Raw genomic sequence first — 18432 nt, 5'->3', positions numbered from 1 at the left:
TGTACCTTAGCGCTGACCGGGTTGGGACGCCATGTCCACATTCCTTGCGTATTTACTCGCTAGGCTGACGGATTCACAGGATTGAATAAGGGTTTATCAATCGATGATTAAAAAGGCTTTGGTCGTGGTGGTCCTGGTGGCGTTGGGTGGCGCCGGTTACTGGTGGATGAACGCGCCGGTGGGTGACAGCGGACCCGAAGCACGACGGGGCAACGCGGCTATGCAGATGCGGGCCGGCATTACCGGACAACGCTGGGGACGAGGCGGGGCGGCGACCTCGACTATCCAGGTGGAAGCACTGGATGTGACGATGTCCGCCCACTCGCCCACCTTGCCTTTGTTGGCCACGGTAGCGGCCAAACGGCAGGAGATCATCACGGCGCCGCAACTGGCACGCGTCGAGGACATTCTCGTTGAACCGGGTGATCGCGTTGAGGCCGGCCAACCCTTACTGAGACTGTCGGCAGAATCGCTGCAATGGGCGTTGCGACAGCAACAGGCGGCGATCACACAACTGGAAGCGACCATTCGCATCGCGGCCCGTCAACATGAGGTCCACCAGGAAGAGTTGGAGCAGGCGCGCGCCAACTACCAGCGCGAGGTGAATTTGCGCCAGCAGGGATTTTCCAATGAATCCAGCGTCCAGACGGCGGCCGACGCCCTGCGTTCGGCCGAATTGCAGGTCGCTGTCTACGAGGACGAGTCCGTTCAGCGCCGGGCCCAATTGGAGCAGGCTCGCATTGAACTGGAGCAGGTTCAGTCCCAGATCGAAGACCTGACACCCACCGCCCCCTTCGACGCGGAGGTCGTGGCGATTCAAACCGCACCCCGTGTTCAGGTCGCCAGCGGCGCCAACCTGATGACGCTGATCGATCGCGAGTCGATCTACGCCAGTACCCAGATTCCGCTGTCGGCCTATCGCGAACTGCGCGCCGGCAATGCCGAGGCCCGGGCCATCGTCAACGGGGTGTCCTATCCGGTGCGGATCTCCCGGTTGTCGGCCACCGCCAATGCGGGCGCCGTCGCCATGGAGCTGACGTTGCCGGACGACATCCCGGTGCTGATCAACGAAACCATCGAACTCGATCTCGCCCTGCCGGCCGTTGACGCCTACGCCCTGCCCCAGGATGCCCTCTACTACGGAGACCAGCTGTACCGCATCGAGGACGGTCGCCTGCGGGCGGTCTCTGTCTCGGTCCTGGGCTATCAACAGCGAGGCGATCAGCCCTGGGCGCTGGTGACCGGAGACGGTCTGGATGGCGGGATGACCGTCCTGACGACACGATTGTCCCAACCGACCAATGGCACACCGGTCACTGTGGTCAATGGCGCGCATACGGATAACGCCGATTCGGGCGCCAAGGCTGACATCGGTTCCGAAATACAAGCGGGAACAGCCCAATGACCGGTTTCTACGAGTCACTGATACGCCACCGGTTGGCGGCCAATCTGCTGATGATGCTGGTCATCGGTGCCGGTATCTGGGGCATGCAGCAGGTGCGTTCCCAACTGTTTCCGGATACCGAATTGCCGATCGTGCGCGCCTCTTTCGACTGGCCCAATGCGGATGTCGAGGCCGTGCGAACCGGCATCGCCGAGCCACTGGATCGGGCCATCATGGACACCCGTCAGTTCGATTTCGTGCGCTCGACGGCACGCGAAGGTGGCCACAGTCTCTTTGCCCGCGTCAGGGACGGGGTGTCCGCTGAAGACGGCCTGGCGTCGCTCGAAGCCGCCATCGACAGCCTCAACCTGCCCGGCGGCGCGACCCTGGACGATCTGGAAAAAATAGAGCTCACCGAGCCGGTCGCCAGCGTCCTGATCTATGGCGATGTGCAGCGCAGCGAACTGGCCGAGATCGGTTACCAGGCCCGACAATCGCTGATCAACGCGGGCATGGCGGAGGTGGCGCTGTCCGGCATTCCCGGTCGGGAACGGCGCATCGAGATCGACCTGGCCGCGTTGGATTCCCTGGGCATGACGCTCGACACACTGGCCAGCCGCCTGCGATCCCGGTTCACCGTGGTGCCGGCCGGCTCAGTCACCGTCGGCGAGAATTCCAAATCCCTGGTCACCGACGCACCGGACTGGACGCTGGACGCGCTGCGCAACACCATCATCGCCGAACGCAATGGGGCCGTCATCCGCCTGTCCCAGGTCGCGACCCTTCGGGAAGACTTCGATAACGCCGACATTCTGCGTTACCAGGGCATGCCCGCCATCCAGCTGGAGATCAGTCGTGCGGCCGGAGAAGACACCCTGGTCAATGCCCAACGCCTGGACGAATGGATGGCCGATTTCGAAAGCGAGTTGCCCTATGGCATCGAGTTCCGCACGTACAACGAGATCTGGAAGGTCGTCGAGGCTCAATTGAACCTGGTTCTGACCAACGGCATCGGCGGTATGTTACTGGTTATCCTGGTGCTCTTTGTTTTTCTGCGGACCCGGCTCGCCGTCTGGGTGGCCGCCGGCATTCCGATCTCCTTCATGGGCACACTGGCGTTCATGGGTTGGTCGGACACAACCCTGAACACCATCAGTCTGTTCGGGTTCGTGATCGCCATCGGCATCATCGTCGACGACGCCATCGTCGTCGCCGAAGACACAGCCGCCCTCGAATCCCAGGGGCTCAGTCCGTCCCAGGCCGCCCTCACCGCCGCCAAGCGCATGATGCCGGCCGTCGTCGCCTCCAGCCTGACCACCATCGCCGCGTTCCTGCCGCTGCTGCTGATCGGTGGTACCTTTGGCAATCTGCTGGTCGACATCCCGACCGTGGTAACAGCGGCCATCATCGCCTCGCTGGTCGAGTGCTTCATCATTCTGCCCGGCCATCTGGGTCATCATCGCCGGCTCAAAGCCCCGAGCCCGGCGCGGCAAGCGTTCGAGAACGGATTCAACGCTTTTCGCGATGGCCCTTTCCAGAGACTGGTGCGCCTGTCGATCGCCAATGGCGCTGTCTTTCTGGCCGCCATGGCCATGCTCACGCTGTTGACACTGGGCGCCGTCACCAGCGGGCGCATTGCGTTCGAACCATCACCCTCGCTCGACGAACCGACGATGAGCGTCTCGCTCGATATGCTTGAAGGGACCTCCCTGTCCCAGGTCGAAGAGGCGATGAATCAACTGCAGGTCGTAGCGGAGTCCATCGATGCCTCGGTCGGCGGCGGTCTGATCGACACGATGGTGCAGGCATTCGACCGCGTCGATGAACCGGAACGCGCCACGCTTGAATTGACGCTGACCAGCGATACCGACCGACCCTTGACTAATGCCCAGGTCCTGGAGCGGATTCAGCAGGACTATGTGCTGCCGCCGTTTGTGCGCAGCTATTCCAGCGGGCGTTTTTTCCGAGGCCCGGGCGGTGGGGGCGACCTGTCCATTCGACTGGAAGGAGACGACATTCAACGGCTCAAGGAGGCATCGCTCGACCTTCAGGCCAGCCTGCAAGGCTACGAGTCCCTCGGCGACATCACCGACAACCTGCCGTTCGATGCCCAACAATACCGGCTGCAACCGACCCGGGCCGCGCTGGCCGCCGGCATCGACATGAATACCGTCGCCGGGCAGGTCGCCAACCAGTTGTCGGGCCTCACGCTGACCACCGTGGAAACCGGATACGAACAGATTCCGGTGACGTTGAACCTGACCGAACGGCAGCGTCAGAGCGAAAGCTGGCTGCAAAGCCTGCCGATCCGGCTCGACGACGGGTCGACCCGACCGCTCGGGAGTCTGGTGCATTTCGAGTACGAGCAAGCGCTGAACCGGATCAGTTCACGCAATGGAGAGCTGTCGGTTACGGTCTCGGCCCGCTACAACGGCGATCAACTCACCGACCTGTATTCCGAGCTGGAAGCCGACGTCATGCCGACGCTGGCAGCCCGTCATCCGATCGAATGGGCCTTCGAGGGTCAGGCCGAAGAGCTTGAAGCGTTTTTCAACGACACCCTGATCGCCGTCGCCGTCTCGGTGCTGCTGATTTACTTCATCCTCGCCTGGGTGTTCGAGTCCTGGCTGTGGCCTTTCGCCGTACTGATCACCGTGCCTTTTGGCCTGATCGGGGCCGTGGTCGGGCACTGGTTGATGAACATGCCGCTGTCGACCATCTCGGTGTTCGGTCTGATCGGCCTGTCGGGCATCGTCATCAACGATTCCATCATCCTGGTCACGGTGTTCCGGCGTCTGCATCGGGATGGCCTCGGGTTGTACGAAGCCACGGTGGAAGCCGCCCTGTCCCGCCTGCGTCCGGTGATTCTCACCTCGATCACCACCATGGCCGGGCTGTCACCCTTGCTGTTCGAAACCAGCATCGACGCCGCCCTGCTGAAGCCCATCGCCGTTGGGCTGGTTTTCGGGCTCGGTTTCGGTACCTTGTTGATCCTGTTGATGGTGCCGGTTCTGCTTTACAAGATCGGTCGGTTCAAGGCCTGGTTCGCGGGTGTGCTGGACAAGGACCTGCGCGGTCGGGACCCGGAAACGGTCGACGTGTAATCAGGTACGCTAGGCCATCGTTGCGGATCGATGGCCCGGTCACCTCGTGTCAACAACCCCGCCGGTCTGAACCTGCCATTGCGACCAGTAAGCCGTCTGCCGATCGAGCAACTCATCGTGTGTTCCGCTTTCAACGATGCGGCCGTGCTCAAGCACCACGATGCGATCGGCGTGGACGATGGTCGACAATCGGTGGGCGATCATGATGACGGTACGCTCATGGGAAATGTGCGCCAGGGATCGCTGAATCGCCGCCTCGGTCTCGTTGTCCACAGCGCTGGTGGCTTCGTCGAGCACCAGAATGGCCGGGTCTTTCAGTAAGGCTCGGGCTAACGACAGGCGTTGCCGCTGACCGCCGGACAGGCGTACACCGCGCTCGCCGACCGCAGTGTCCAGCCCCTGTGGCAGCCGCTGTATGAACTCCCACGCCTCGGCCGTCCTGGCGGCCTCGATCACTTCGTCGTCGGAGGCATCCGGCCGGCCGTAGGCGATGTTGTCGCGAATGGAGCCTTCGAACAGAAAGACATCCTGACTGACCAGGCCGATGGTCGAGCGCAACGACTTCAGCGACAACTGCTCAATCGGAATGCCATCGAGCAGAATCCGGCCTTGGCCGGGTTGATAAAACCGCAACAGCAGTTTCATCAGGGTCGACTTGCCGGAACCGGTGGCCCCGACCAGGGCCAAGGTCGCTCCCGCCGGGACATCGATGGAAACGTCGTGCACACCCGCGCCACTGGAGCCGTATTCGAAACTGACCCGGTCGAAGCGAACTTCGCCACGCACCGGCTGCGGCAGGGGTTCGTCCCCGGAATCCGGAACGTCCACCGGCGTGTGAATCAAAGCCAGGATGCGACGGGTACTGGCCATGGCGCGTTCATACAGGTCGATGGTTTGCGCCAATCCGGTCAGGGGCCAAAGCAACCGCTGCGTCAGGAACACCAGAACGCCATAGGCGCCGACGTTCAGTGTGCCGTTCAACGTCTGCAACCCACCCACGACAAAGGTGAACAGAAAACCGGTCAGGATCGCCATGCGGATCACCGGGATAAACGCTGAACTGACCCGTATCGCCCGTCGGTTCGCATCGGCATAGGCGTCGCTGTCCGCCCGCACCCGGGCTGCTTCCTTTTCTTCGGCCGTGAACGATTTGATGGTGGCCATACCGCCGATGTTGTTCGACAGACGCGTCGCCAGTACACCGACCTTGTCCCGAACATCCGCGTACAGCGGTGTCGCCCGTTTCTGGAAGAAAAACGCGCCCCAAATGATGATGGGAATCGGCGTAAACGCCAGCAGGGCGATCAAAGGCGACAATACAAAGAACACCGCTCCGACGGCGATCACGGTCACGAACACCTGGATCAGATCGTTCGCGCCGCCGTCCAGAAACCGCTCTAGCTGGTTGACGTCATCGTTCAACACGGCGATCAATTGACCGCTGCTACGCGCCTCGAAAAAGCCCATGTCCTGGCGCTGAATATGCTCATAGGCATCCTGCCGGAAATCCGATTGCAGTCGCTGCGCCAGATTCCGCCACAGAATCATGTACAGGTATTCGAACAAAGACTCTCCGGCCCAAATGAAAAACGTCAGCACTGCCAGAGCACCGATTTGCGACTCCGCCGTTTCAAGCCCCAACCGGGCCACAAAACTCTGCTCCTGATTCACCACGACGTCGATCGCGATGCCGATCAGAATCTCCGGCGCGATGTCGAATAACTTGTTGATGATCGAACAGACGGTGGCCGCGATGATTCGGCGCCGATAGCCTTTTGCGTAACGTAACAGCCGGACCAGGGACTGGAAGCTGGACGGGTGAGCCGTGTCTGACATGAGAATCCTTTGCAATTAGCGAAAGAACCCGGATAGTAATGAGTTCCGGGGCTGATGTCGATGCACGACAACAGCCGCAATCGGAGTGAGGAATGGCGGGTGCAGACGTCCTCGGGTAACCGACGATCCATTCGGCGTCTCGGGATTCGGGCTTGCCAGCCACCGCCAACGGACTCTATAGTGCCCCTCTGCGGTCATCGCCCCGGTTTCCCCGGGGACAGGCCCGTTCAATCGTCTGCATCCCCTTGAATGGAGCCTGCACTTATGACCGATCAGCGTCGTCTTGTTCTGATTGCCCTCTCTTTCATCGCCTTCATTTCCCTGGGTCTGCCCGACGGCCTGCTCGGCGTCGCCTGGCCTACAATGCGGGCCGGTTTCGATCAGCCGCTGGATGCCCTGGGCCTGCTGTTGGTATCGACCACGGCCGGTTACATGGTCAGCAGTTTTTTCAGCGGCGTCATCAGCCGCCGACTGGGTATCGGCCGCCTGCTGGCGTTCAGTTGTGCGGCCACGGGTCTGTCATTACTGGGCTTCACCATCGTACCTTTCTGGTGGATGGTCATTGCCATTGGCACCGTCATCGGCATCGGTGCCGGTGCCATCGACGCCGGCCTGAACACCTATGTCGCCACCCACCACAGCGAGCGACTGATGCAGTGGCTGCACGCCAGTTTCGGCATCGGCATCACGCTCGGCCCGCTGATCATGACTTTCGGTTTGAACGCCACCGAGACCTGGCGCACCGGCTATTGGATCGTCGGTTCGGCCCAGGTCGCTCTCGGCGTCGGCTTTTTCCTGACCGCCCGTCTCTGGGAGACTCCGGCGACCGACACCTCTTCTCAAACCCCGGAACCCACACTGACGGACGACGCCGGACACGTCACGGCGACACAATCCGACGCGACGACGTCGAACCCGGCCGAGGCCAGCCTGCCGGCGTCGCTTCGCACTTTACCGGTCTGGTACAGCATGGGCCTGTTCTTCGCCTACACCGGCCTGGAACTGACACTGGGGTTGTGGGCCTACTCGCTGCTGACCGAATCCCGGGGAGTCAGTGCCGCCAGCGCCGGGCTCTGGGTCGGGGTGTACTGGGGCATGTTCACGCTGGGCCGCATGGTGGCCGGGGTGTTCGCCAACCGACTGGGGCACCATCGATTGGTATTGGGCAGCCTGTGCCTGGCGCTGGCGGGGTCGTTGCTGTTGGGCTGGAACCCCGTCAATGGGCTCGGCCTGATCGCCATCGGCCTGATCGGTTTCGCTTTCGCGCCGATCTTTCCCGGTATGGTCTCGGGCACGCGCCAACGGGTTGGCGCGGCGCACGTCAGCAACACCATGGGCATGCAGATCGCCGCCGCCGGTATCGGCGCCGCCAGCCTGCCGGCGCTGGCCGGGGTCCTGGCCGACCGCTATTCCCTGGAAGTCATTCCGTGGTTCCTGACCGTTTTCGTGTTGATTCTGAGTACCCTGTACCTGATGTCACGCCGCTGATTGGGTAAGGACATCGAAAAAAAGTCGGTAACCTCAGTGCGAAGACGGCGGCCAGGATCCATGCCGGCGGATTGTTCGGTGGAGCCACCCTGGCCGGATCACCGTTCGACGGATGCACTGCTCCGCCGGAGTCAGTCCTGCTTGCCGTCTCCAACAGGGTGCCATAGCCGACTTTATTCCCTACAATAGCATCATCGAATGAATCCACATCGAGAGAGGGTCAACTTGAGCCAGCAGTCCAAAGGGGGCGGATTTTTCTCCAACCTCCTGTTCAACATCATCATCCCGGTCGTCATACTCAGCCGGTTCAGTGGCGAGGAGCACCTCGGCCCCAGCCTGAGCATCGTCATCGCCCTCGCCTTCCCCATCGGCTATGGCCTGTGGGAAATGAAGCAGACCGGCAAGGTCAACGCCATGTCCGTCATCGGCGTGATCAGTGTCTTCCTGACCGGCGGCATCAGCCTGCTCGAACTCGACCCCAAATACATCGCCATCAAGGAAGCCGCCGTGCCCGGCGTGCTTGGCATCGCCGTCCTGGTCAGCCAGTACACCCGCTACCCGCTGGTCAAAACGCTCATCTTCAACGCCCAGTTGATCGCCGTCGACAAGGTCAACCACGCCCTGCGCGAGAAAGGCAACGAACACCACCTCGACCGTAAACTGGCCCGCGTCTCCTACATCGTCGCCGGTTCGTTCTTCCTGTCCTCGGTACTCAACTACATCCTGGCCCGGGTCATCCTGGTCAGCCCTCCCGGTACGAGTGAGTTCAGTGAAGAACTGGGGAAGATGACCGCATGGAGCTACCCCGTCATCGCCCTGCCCAGCACCATCATCCTGATGGTCGGCATCTTCTATTTGCTGAACCAATTGAAAAAGCTGACCGGGCTGGAACTGGAGAATCTGCTGGCGGACACCGCCAAGTAAGGTCAAGAAGGGAATGGGTGCCACCGGCGGGACAGCCGGTGGCGGACGTTCACATCGTTACTGCAGCGTCGCGCTGCCAGTCACCCATGCGCGGCCATACTCTTTGGCCACCTCATGAAGAGCACGGAAGCGCTCGATCTCCAGATCGACCGCACCTCCATTTTCCAAATGGAAATCGTAGAGCGTGTTGATCAAAGCCGATAACACATCCTGATTTTCCAACATGCTTTCCTCGATGCCCGATGCGGACAGAATCTCACAAATGGGTTCCATGTTGGCTTGCAGATCCCCCTGCTCATCGCGGCTGACTTCCAGAGCGCCGAAATCAAAATCCTGAGACACGATCAGCTCGAACTCTCTTACATCATTCATAGCCTCACCTCGCTCTTATCTCACGGGTAGAATAGATAAACACTCTAAATCCGTGCTCATCCATTAACAAGATTGATGGTTTGAGTGAAAATTGCAAGTTCAAACACTCACTAAATCATTGATTCCCCGCTTGTAAACGACCTTTACCCGAATACGAACACCATTCACGTGCGGTTCATTCCGGTTTCGGTATTCTGGGTCCAGTCCAGACCTCTCAAAGGAGAACCGCCATGAGACTGCTCCAAAGGACCCCGTTCACCACCCTGATCGCGACCGCCCTGCTCGCGATCAGTGCCTGTCAGGCATCGGACAAACCGGAAGCCCAGGTCAAACCCAAAATACAGACCGTCAAACCCACTTTGCCCGAGTCCGCCCAGGCCCTGATGGGCCGCATCTACCACTGGACCGTCTCCTACCCCGAAAACGGCCCGGCCATCCGCCCCGACACCCCCAGCGACTACACGCTTCGCTTCGCCGCGCCCGACCGCATCACCCTCCAAGCCGACTGCAACCAATACGCCGGCCCGGTTCGCCTCACCGACACCGTCTTCAGCGCCGGCACCCTGATCGGCACCCGGGCACTATGCCCCAAGGGCAGTCTTGAAGGGGTTTATATTCGGGGAATCGAGGAAGCCAGCGGCTGGAAAATCGAAAACGGCACCCTGATCCTCACGCTGCCGCATGACGAGGGATCCATGCACTTCGAGAAAGCGGAACAGACTCAAGCGGAGTAACACTGGATTTTGGTTTTGTGGCTTGTTGGTACGGTGCCAAAATCCGCCCCAGAGGCGGGGTATGCTCTTCCGGGGACCGCTATGAATACATCCCTGTACGCTTAACTTCGGCATCCATGCCTCAGATGTCCCCTCCAGAGCATACCCCGCCTCTGGGCTAGACTGTTTGCCAAAACCAAAAAAAAGGGGCCCCGAAGGGCCCCTGATCGTTAATCAACTAGCGGTCCAAACTCATTCGCGAACCAGGTCGATGTTAACCGTACCCAGGTTGCCCGGGTTCGAGCTGTCGGTACCCAGCGAGAAGGAACCGTAGAAGCGGTCGCCCGCCTCGGAACCCACCAGGTTGAAGCCGATGTCGGCATCGAACGGCTCACCCGCCGGTACACTCATCGGAACGTCGACATAGAGGTTACCCTCGTCGCCGGTCACAACAGCGGTGTGAATGGTCAGCGGCTGAGGATCGGTGTGACCCCCTTCCCAGTTCTGAACCACCACCCACATGGTGCCTGCGGACGGATTCTCGATGTTCACGTATTCCAGCGCACCACCGGTGGCCGCGTAATCGACCAGGCTGCCGAAGCCGGGCGTGTCGCCCAGACCCACGAACAGATCCAGATCGTTCGAAGCGGACTCGGTGATCTCCGCCACAAAGCGGGTCGCGCCGGCCGGAACATCCACTGTGAAGTAGAAAGTGCCGTCCACGTTCGGGTCGAAACCGTCGAACGGATTGCCGTTGGTCGGGTCGGATACCAGAGCCGATTCGGTCGCGCTCGAGGGCGCCAGACCGGTGACCTGGACATCGGCCGAGGTAATCTCAACGGCTTTCAGGTCTTCCAGTGACACAGTGTCGCTGGCCAGCGGCGCGTTGATGTTGATCGCGCCCGGCAGGTTGCTCAATTGCGGCAGCAGTGCCAGCGGGAAGTGCGCGTCCGGAGTGCGCTTGCCCATGGACTCCAACTTCAGCTGCGCGAACTGCCAGTTACCGATCGGTGCGTCGGAGGCATCGGCGGTGATCGTCAGCTCCTGGCTGGCGCCCGGCGCCAGGCGGAAGTACTTCGGCGTCACGTCATAGTTTTCAGCGCGTACGGCCTTCCAATAGGTGTACTTGCCGGAAACGTTGGTCACGGTGCGCGTCCAGGAACAGGTCACAACACAGTTGGCCTGACCGATACCCGCCAGGTTCAGATCGGCCGGATCTCCACCGGCCAACGGATCGGCGGCCAGGAAGTTTTCCAGGGTTTCATCCAGAACCAGCGCGGCCTGAGCCGCCTGCGGCAGGTCGATGCGACCGGCACCCATGTCGAACGGATCGGCCTGGGTGGTGCCGTCTTCCTTGTAGTGTTCCAGCAAGGAGGTGGTCATCATCGCGGACTGAATCTGCATCGGGGTCCAATCGGGATGCAGAGCGGTCAGCAAGGCACCGGAACCGGCGATATGCGGGCTCGACATGGAGGTACCCTGAATGATGTTGTAGTCCTGCTCGGCATCGCTGTAGCCCTCGTGGAAGGCGGCGAAAATCGCACGACCCGGAGCTGTGATGTTCGGCTTGACCACGCTCGGTACCGCCGGGTTCACACCGCGCGAGCTGAAGTAGGCCAGCACGTCGGCGTATTCGTCGGCCTGCACGGTTTCCGTGCCGGTAATGCGGCCCTGGTGGTCGATACCGGAAGCCAGCCAGTCGCGCAGCACCTCGGCATCGCTGTAGGTGATGTGGGTGGCCGGAATGACGTGGGTATCGGCTTCCAGATAGCCGGAACCGTCCGGAGTCGTCGGCGGACGGGTCAGGATCAGAGCGCCACCGCCGTTGGCGGCCACGTTCTCGCCCTTGGCGACCCGTGCGATTTCACCGGCGTCGCAGAGCACGATCTCACCGTCGAACTTGCCGGTGAACTGATCCGGCAGACACAACGGGTTGCCGTAGTCAGCTGCATCGATGATCGGTGCCGGGCCGTATCCCGGCGTGATGCTCTGGCCGATGATGTCCGCCGGCGGTGTGGTCGCCCCGCCGGTCAAATCGGCAACCGAGTTCTTGTAGAAGTAGTTGTGCGAGCTGGCGGCGACCGCGGTCGTCCACGGCGCATCGGCCGGGCTGCCCAGGGTGGCGAAATCCGGACCGGAGTTACCGGCGGACGTGGCCACGAAGATACCCGCGTCCATCGCCGACAGGTAGGCCAGGGAGTCGGAATCACCCCAGGGGTCGGACGAACCGCCACCGATGGAGTAGTTGATCACGTCGACACCGTCCTCGATCGCCTGGTTGATGGCGAACAGGATGGAGCTCAGGTAGCAACCGGCCTCGCCACACACCGAATAGGCGATGACGTTGGCATGGGGCGCCACACCGGCAATATCCTTGGTGACGGAGAAGCCGGTGGGTGCCGTTACAGTCGCCCCGTAAACGATGTTACCGGCCGACGTACCCGCGGTGTGAGAACCGTGGCCGTCCATATCGCGCGGCGTGCCGTCGTTCACCAGCGGATGGCCCCAGGCACCGATCAACTTGTCGTTACACGGGAATTCCGGATCGTAACTGTCGTTGGCCGGGTCGCACACACCCAGGTATTTATCTTTGGGGTTGGTGTGCTTGTAACCGTCGCCACCGACTTCGGCGAACGATTCACTGATCGGGTTGATGCCGGTATCGATCACGCCGACTACGACGCCTTCGCCCCGGGTGCCGTCCATGCCGCCGACGCCACGCCAGATCTCCGGCGCACCGATCCAGGCAAAGCCGCCTTCCCAGAAACAACCGGCCAGACCCAGGGTACCCAGCAGGGAGACCATCAGGCCATTGCGGCGATTAAGGCGACCGGTGAACAGCGCCCAGCCGACCAGCGCCAGTGTCAGCACCAGAACGGCCGCCAGGGACATCAGCCACAGCGGGGTGCCCTGATTGTTACCGGATTCGGAACCCGGCATGGCGTACGCCAGGGTTTCACCTTCGGCACGGTTCAAATGACGAATTTCGTCTTTTTCGATCGTGCGGATGCCTTTCAGGCTGGCCAGCTGTTGCGCCTCGGCCTCGGTCAGTTCGACCACAATGGCGTTGACCGCGGTGTGGAACTGATCGACCGGCTCGACACTGCGACCCAGTGTCATCGACATCCGTTGCAGCAGTTTGGTCTGGCTGACTTCGAGGTACTGACCGTAGTCACGCGCCGCCGGTGCGCGAACATCCAGACTGGCGCGACCTTCGGTACTGGTGGCCTCGTAGCCGTTGATTCCACCCCGATAGCTCGCAATGGACGGATCCTGTCCGGTGATGATGTAGCGCTCACGCGGCTCCGCCATCATGCTGAACGAGCGGAAAGCGGATACCTCGGAGCGATCCGATTTCAGCGTCTTCTCGATGACGTTGCGTTGGGTGGTGGTGTTTTTCTCGGTGACCTCGGCGTCGGCCCAGGCGGTAGGAGTGAGCAGACTCAAGCTGAGTCCAGCGGTTATCAGCGCGGTGGATGCGGTGTGCCGCAGGCGGCCACGCACCTTTCTTATAGTAGTACTCATTGTTTGTCCTTTGTTATCAGAGAACGTCGTTGATTCTCAACCCAATGGTGCCACCGGTGGGATACACCGGGGGCACCGGTCTTACAGGCCTGGAGACTGCTAAAAACAGATACTGCTTTTACTTCCGACGAACGCCTGAATCCTTAACCTGGCCATAGCGAAACCGATCGGGTTTTCTGGCCAGAGGACCGTCTAAACTAGCAGGGTTCCAACCGCTTGTGACCACTGATTGGCAAAAGTGAGATTGATTTAGCAGTTTTTTTGACGTGACGTTTGTAAACCCCCCTTTGCAGGGGGTGACTCGTGACAGAGAGTGTCTAATTCTGTTCGAAAAATAGAACCATAGACAGGTAACCCGAACATCATGCAAGGACAAACGCGTGTTCGTCCCGTCAGAACTGGCAGGATTCTCTCATCGGCTCGATGACATCGAGGAAGCCGGTGAAATCGAATACAGCGGTGATGGGGTCGTCATTGTAGGGGGTGGCGCGAAAAACGATACTGGGATTGCCGTTTTCAACCTCGGATACCAGTGTCTCCATCAGGCTCTGTTTGGTGTAGCCTTCCGGCGTATCCGTAAAGATCGAGGATTCGCGGGAACGGTCGGTCTCCCATTCTTCCGTCACCGACGGCGTTTGTCCGAGACGGGTGGTTACGTTCGGATTCGAACTCTCCAGGAAATCCTTCCAACGCAACACCAGTTCGTAGGTACCGGGTTTCGTCGAATCGCAGCTCAGTTCCAGAATGATCGGATCGCCCCGGCCGTTCAGTCCCCGGTCGGATCGAATGGACAAATTATGTACGGTCTGGCCCGTAATCGGGTCCGATGTGGACTCGTAATTGAACTTGGCCACATTCCTTTTCACATTGCTGACCTGGGATTCCGCCCGGTCGTAGCACTGGTACCGGGCCTCGGTGTTATTGATCTTGCGGCAATTGGTAATGGCTTCGATGAAGGTCTCGGCACTGGCCGTGACCGACAAACAACTGATTCCCAACACGACACTTCCAATCCAAACCCTGAACGGCGTCACTCGCTTCTCCTGTCAGCCACTGAATCGAACCGGAGCCTATCACACCCCGTCCACAACCAGTCTAGCACTATTAAACCCCCGACCGTCTCCGGCTGCGGACCTTTCGCTCATCCGCCCGACGCGACTCGGACAAACACTGCGCGACATACCCCAGGTGATGATCGGAAGCGGACCGGGACGCTGCCGCGTCGCCGGCGAGAATGCCTTCCAGCAATGCCCGATGCTGTGCCAGCAACGACACCCCCCGCTCACCCTGACCGGCAAAGGTAAAAATACTGTCCGCGATCGACGCCGACAGCAATTGAAACAAAGCCTTCATATTGTGCAGCAACACCACATTGTGGCTCGCCTCGGCAATGCACAAATGGAAAGCCGCATCCGCCTCGGCCTCCTGCCCGGCATCGCCCGACGCATGCGCCCGTTCAATGCGCTCGAAACAGGCCGTCAACCGCGCCCGATCCTCCTGCGTCGCCCGCTCCGCCGCAAAACCGGCCGCCATCCCCTCCAGCGCCTGCCGATACTCCAGAATATCGTATTCAAAGCCCTCATGTTTACCCAGCAACTCCAGCAACGGATCACTGAATGCCGACCCCAGCGACGCCTTCACCCGATGCCCACCTCCCTGACGACTCTCGATCAACCCCCGAACCGCCAACTTATTCAACGCCTCCCGCAACGTCGGCCGACTCACCCCCAACTCGGCCGCCAAAGCCCGCTCCGGCGGCAACCGCTCCCTCGCCGGATAAATCCCCTCCACGATCGCACGCTCCAACTCCTCCACCACACGATCCGACATCCGCTGCTGACGCACACCCGCCATGAAACTCCTCCATTGGTCGGAATTCCCGACCGCTTCGTGCTATACCAATTGACTCTTCGCGGGCTCGATATTAGCCTAAATTCACAACGAAGGTAAATTGGTATTACCAATTTATGGAATCGTAACGAATCGCGGTGTTTTGGGCTAGCGGTGGATGCCGGTGGTGCTCATTCGGGGATGTCTGAGGCAGGATGCCGAAGCCAAGCCCCCATGGACGGGTTTATGGCGACCCCGAATGAGCACCACCGGCAGCCAGCGCGGGTTCCTGGCACACTTGGTCACCCAGCCACGAGGCCGAACATGACTGACTCCATCAAGATGTATCCGCCCAAACCCGATCGGGTGTACCTCTTCGGCACCTGCCTGATCGACATCTTCTACCCCGAAGCCGGTCTGGCCGCCCTCTCCCTGCTCGAACGCGAAGGCATCGACGTCCACTTCCCGGACGACCAGACCTGCTGCGGCCAACCCGCCTACACCTCCGGCCGCATGGACGAAGCCCGTGACGTCGCCCGCCGCCAACTCGACCTGTTTCCCGAACCCTGGCCCATCCTGGTCCCGTCCGGCTCCTGTGGCGGCATGATCGCCAAACACTACCCGCACCTGTTCGAAGGCACCGACGACGCCGCCCGCGCCGAAGACATCGCCGCCCGCACCTTTGAGCTGACCGACTTCCTGCTCAACGTCTGCCACGTCCGACTGGAAGACAAAGGCGAACCGGTCCAAGTGGCCATGCACACCTCCTGTTCCGCGCGTCGGGAAATGGGTCTGGCCGAAGTCGGGCCGCAACTGCTGGGGCAACTGTCCGGCGTCACACTGAAAGAACAAGCGCACGCCGCCGAATGCTGCGGTTTCGGCGGCTCCTTCGCCGTGCGCCATCCGGAGGTGTCCGGCGCCATGGTCCAGGACAAGGTGGCCGCCTTGTCCGAGACCGGTGTCCAGCATTTTGTGACGTCCGACTGTGGCTGCCTGATGAACATCGACGGTTGCGCGCAAAAACAGGGCGCCAAACTCCGTGGCGAGCACCTGTTGAGCTTCCTCTGGCAACGCACCCGGGAGGACCGCACCCATGACTGATACCCACGGCGCCGTCCCGTTTCACCCGAATGTCCGTACCGCGCTCGACAACCCCCAGATACGCGGCAACTTCCGCCGCGCTATGGACGGGCTGATGGACAAACGCCGGCTGGCGTTCGACGACTGGGAACTGGACAAGCTGCGCACTCTGGGTTCGGCCGTCCGGCTCAATGCCCTGCACCACTTGCCCGAGTTACTGGAACAACTGGATACCCGATGCCGGGCCAACGGGATTCAGGTGCACTGGGCGCGCGACGGCGATGAAGCCTGCGCGCTGATCACCGACATCTGCCGACGCCGAAACGCCCGCAGCGTCATCAAGGGCAAATCGATGGTCTCGGAAGAAATGGAGTTGAACCATCATCTGGAGCAGGCCGACATCGAGGCGTTGGAGTCGGACCTGGGCGAATACATCGTCCAGATGGCCGAGGAAACGCCCTCCCACATCATCATGCCGGCCATCCACAAGAACACGCGTGAAATCTCCGACCTGATGCACGACAAGACCGGAACCGAACCCTCGCTGGACGCCCGCTACCTGACCGCCAGTGCCCGCGCCCAGTTGCGCGAGCGGTTCATGAACGCCGATGTCGGCATTTCCGGAGTCAATTTCGCGGTCGCCGACAGCGGAACCCTGTGCCTGGTCGAAAACGAAGGCAACGGCCGGCTGACCACCACGGTACCGCCCTGCCACATCGCCGTAACCGGGATCGAAAAGGTCGTGCCCAGCCTGGACGATGTCGCACCCTTGCTGGCGCTGCTCACACGTTCGGCCACCGGCCAGCCGATCACCACCTACTTCAACATGATCAGCGGTCCCCGCCAGCCGGACGAACAGGACGGTCCGGAAGAAGTGCATCTGGTGCTGGTCGACAACGGTCGCTCCGAGGTCTACCAGGACGAGGAACTGGCCGAGACCCTGAAATGCATTCGCTGCGGTGCCTGCATGAACCACTGCCCGGTTTACACCCGGGTCGGTGGTCACGCCTATGGCACCACCTACCCCGGACCGATCGGCAAGATCCTGATGCCCCAGCTTATGGGTCTGGATCAGACGCCCGACTTCCCCAGCGCGTCGTCGCTGTGTGGTGCCTGCGGCGAGGTCTGCCCGGTACGCATACCGATCCCGCAACTGTTGGTTCGCCTGCGCCAGGAATCGGTCGACGGCGACAGCCTGCACCCGGCCCACGTCAAGGGCCACGGCGTTAAACGCGGCCGACTGGAACCCTGGATCTGGCGCGGCTGGGCCTGGATGCACCGCTCGCCGGCCCTGTACCGGCTGGGAACCGCTCTGGCCGCGCGTTTCCGAAGACTGACGCCCAGCCGCCTCGGAGGCTGGACCGATTATCGCCGCGCGCCCCGGCCGGCCGCGACCACCCTGCACCAGGCCATCAAGGCCCGTCGGACCCACCGGAGGCCCTCATGAGCAGCACCGCCAAAGCCGATATCCTCGCCCGACTGCGTCAGCGGACCCATACTTCGCCACCGCCGGAGCGGGACTTCAGTGTGCTGGAAGCGCGCCAGTGGACACCGGCCGAGCGCATAGAACGATTTCGCCAACATCTGGAATCGGTCCAGGGCGAGGTGATTCGGACGACCGAATCTGAGCTGAACCAGGCCATCCTCGATCGGCTGAGTCGCTCCCATGTCCGGCGCCTGTTGCTGGGTCGCAACAGTCCGTTCCAGGCGGGGCTGGCGGCGGCCAAATCCGGGGATCTTGAACTTCACGTTTACGACCAGCCGATCGAAACCTGGCAGTCCGAACTGTTCAACGAGATCGAGGCGGCGCTGACCACGACGCTGGGTGGGATCGCCGAGACCGGCTCACTGATTCTCTGGCCAACCCCGGACGAGCCCCGGTTGATGAGCCTGGTGCCGCCGATGCATCTGGCCGTGTTGCGGGTCGACCAATTGCACGACACCCTGCTTCAAGTGGTTCGAGAACAGCGTTGGTCGCAAGGCATGCCCACCAACGCTTTGTTGATCTCTGGGCCGTCGAAGACGGCGGACATCGAACAGACTCTGGTGTTCGGCGCCCACGGTCCGCGAGAGCTTGTGGTTTTTCTGGTTGATGAATCCGGATCCGGGGCCTAAATTCAACAAGATACTGGCCGATACCCTCCAAATAGGTATTACCAGTCGACTTTTGAATACA

13 protein-coding genes are annotated in these 18432 nt (G+C 61.2%); 8 read left to right on the top strand and 5 right to left on the bottom strand.

Annotated elements, in window-relative coordinates; genetic code table 11:
• Positions 1-103 precede the first annotated feature (103 nt).
• Together IE111_RS18040 and IE111_RS18035 are read left to right on the top strand one after the other, a co-directional pair.
• Positions 104-1405, top strand: coding sequence for an efflux RND transporter periplasmic adaptor subunit (locus tag IE111_RS18040; RefSeq protein ID WP_189611341.1), 1302 nt, complete (start codon positions 104-106; stop codon positions 1403-1405).
• Positions 1402-4488: an efflux RND transporter permease subunit gene (locus IE111_RS18035; protein WP_189611339.1), complete on the top strand. Its 3087-nt coding sequence runs from the start codon at positions 1402-1404 to the stop codon at positions 4486-4488. The genes IE111_RS18040 and IE111_RS18035 overlap by 4 nt, the downstream gene beginning before the upstream one ends.
• A 39-nt stretch (positions 4489-4527) precedes the next feature.
• Here the strand turns inward: IE111_RS18035 and IE111_RS18030 are convergent, their stop codons facing one another.
• Entirely contained in the window at positions 4528-6324 is a 1797-nt protein-coding gene (locus IE111_RS18030; protein ID WP_189611337.1) for an ABC transporter ATP-binding protein, read from the bottom strand.
• A gap of 264 nt (positions 6325-6588) precedes the next feature.
• Between IE111_RS18030 and IE111_RS18025 the strand changes: the two genes are divergently transcribed.
• Together IE111_RS18025 and IE111_RS18020 are read left to right on the top strand one after the other, a co-directional pair.
• A complete protein-coding gene (locus IE111_RS18025) occupies positions 6589-7812 on the top strand; it encodes an MFS transporter (RefSeq protein WP_189611334.1) in 1224 nt (407 codons plus the stop codon).
• 225 nt (positions 7813-8037) lie between these two features.
• Positions 8038-8736 carry a VC0807 family protein gene (locus tag IE111_RS18020; protein ID WP_229805421.1) on the top strand — a complete coding sequence of 233 codons (699 nt, stop codon included), beginning with the start codon at positions 8038-8040 and terminating at the stop codon, positions 8734-8736.
• Between the two features lie 57 nt (positions 8737-8793).
• Here the strand turns inward: IE111_RS18020 and IE111_RS18015 are convergent, their stop codons facing one another.
• Positions 8794-9108 carry a hypothetical protein gene (locus IE111_RS18015; protein WP_189611331.1) on the bottom strand — a complete coding sequence of 105 codons (315 nt, stop codon included), beginning with the start codon at positions 9106-9108 and terminating at the stop codon, positions 8794-8796.
• A gap of 230 nt (positions 9109-9338) precedes the next feature.
• Here IE111_RS18015 and IE111_RS18010 point away from each other — a divergent pair, with 230 nt between their 5' ends.
• Positions 9339-9842 carry an META domain-containing protein gene (locus IE111_RS18010; protein ID WP_189611329.1) on the top strand — a complete coding sequence of 168 codons (504 nt, stop codon included), beginning with the start codon at positions 9339-9341 and terminating at the stop codon, positions 9840-9842.
• Positions 9843-10073: 231 nt separating this feature from the next.
• On the opposite strand, the gene IE111_RS18005 is transcribed toward IE111_RS18010, so the two are convergent.
• From IE111_RS18005 to IE111_RS17995, 3 genes are all read right to left on the bottom strand, one after another.
• Positions 10074-13346, bottom strand: coding sequence for a S8 family serine peptidase (locus IE111_RS18005; RefSeq protein ID WP_189611327.1), 3273 nt, complete (start codon positions 13344-13346; stop codon positions 10074-10076).
• Positions 13347-13738: 392 nt separating this feature from the next.
• The gene (locus tag IE111_RS18000; protein ID WP_189611325.1) at positions 13739-14347 is read right to left on the bottom strand and encodes a hypothetical protein; all 609 of its coding nucleotides are present in this window, start codon (positions 14345-14347) and stop codon (positions 13739-13741) included.
• A gap of 103 nt (positions 14348-14450) precedes the next feature.
• A complete protein-coding gene (locus IE111_RS17995) occupies positions 14451-15200 on the bottom strand; it encodes an FCD domain-containing protein (protein WP_189611323.1) in 750 nt (249 codons plus the stop codon).
• Positions 15201-15500: 300 nt separating this feature from the next.
• Between IE111_RS17995 and IE111_RS17990 the strand changes: the two genes are divergently transcribed.
• From IE111_RS17990 to IE111_RS17980, 3 genes are read left to right on the top strand one after another with little or no spacing between them, the layout of a single operon-like run.
• Positions 15501-16277, top strand: coding sequence for a (Fe-S)-binding protein (locus tag IE111_RS17990; protein ID WP_189611321.1), 777 nt, complete (start codon positions 15501-15503; stop codon positions 16275-16277).
• Positions 16270-17703, top strand: a complete 1434-nt coding sequence (locus tag IE111_RS17985; protein WP_189611319.1) for a LutB/LldF family L-lactate oxidation iron-sulfur protein — start codon at positions 16270-16272, stop codon at positions 17701-17703. Before IE111_RS17990 ends, IE111_RS17985 begins: the two co-directional genes overlap by 8 nt.
• Positions 17700-18371: a LutC/YkgG family protein gene (locus tag IE111_RS17980; RefSeq protein ID WP_189611317.1), complete on the top strand. Its 672-nt coding sequence runs from the start codon at positions 17700-17702 to the stop codon at positions 18369-18371. Before IE111_RS17985 ends, IE111_RS17980 begins: the two co-directional genes overlap by 4 nt.
• Positions 18372-18432: the final 61 nt, after the last annotated feature.

It is taken from the genome of Saccharospirillum salsuginis (assembly GCF_014651855.1).
Classification (GTDB): domain Bacteria; phylum Pseudomonadota; class Gammaproteobacteria; order Pseudomonadales; family Natronospirillaceae; genus Saccharospirillum; species Saccharospirillum salsuginis.
This window is presented reverse-complemented; position numbering and strand designations above follow the sequence as displayed.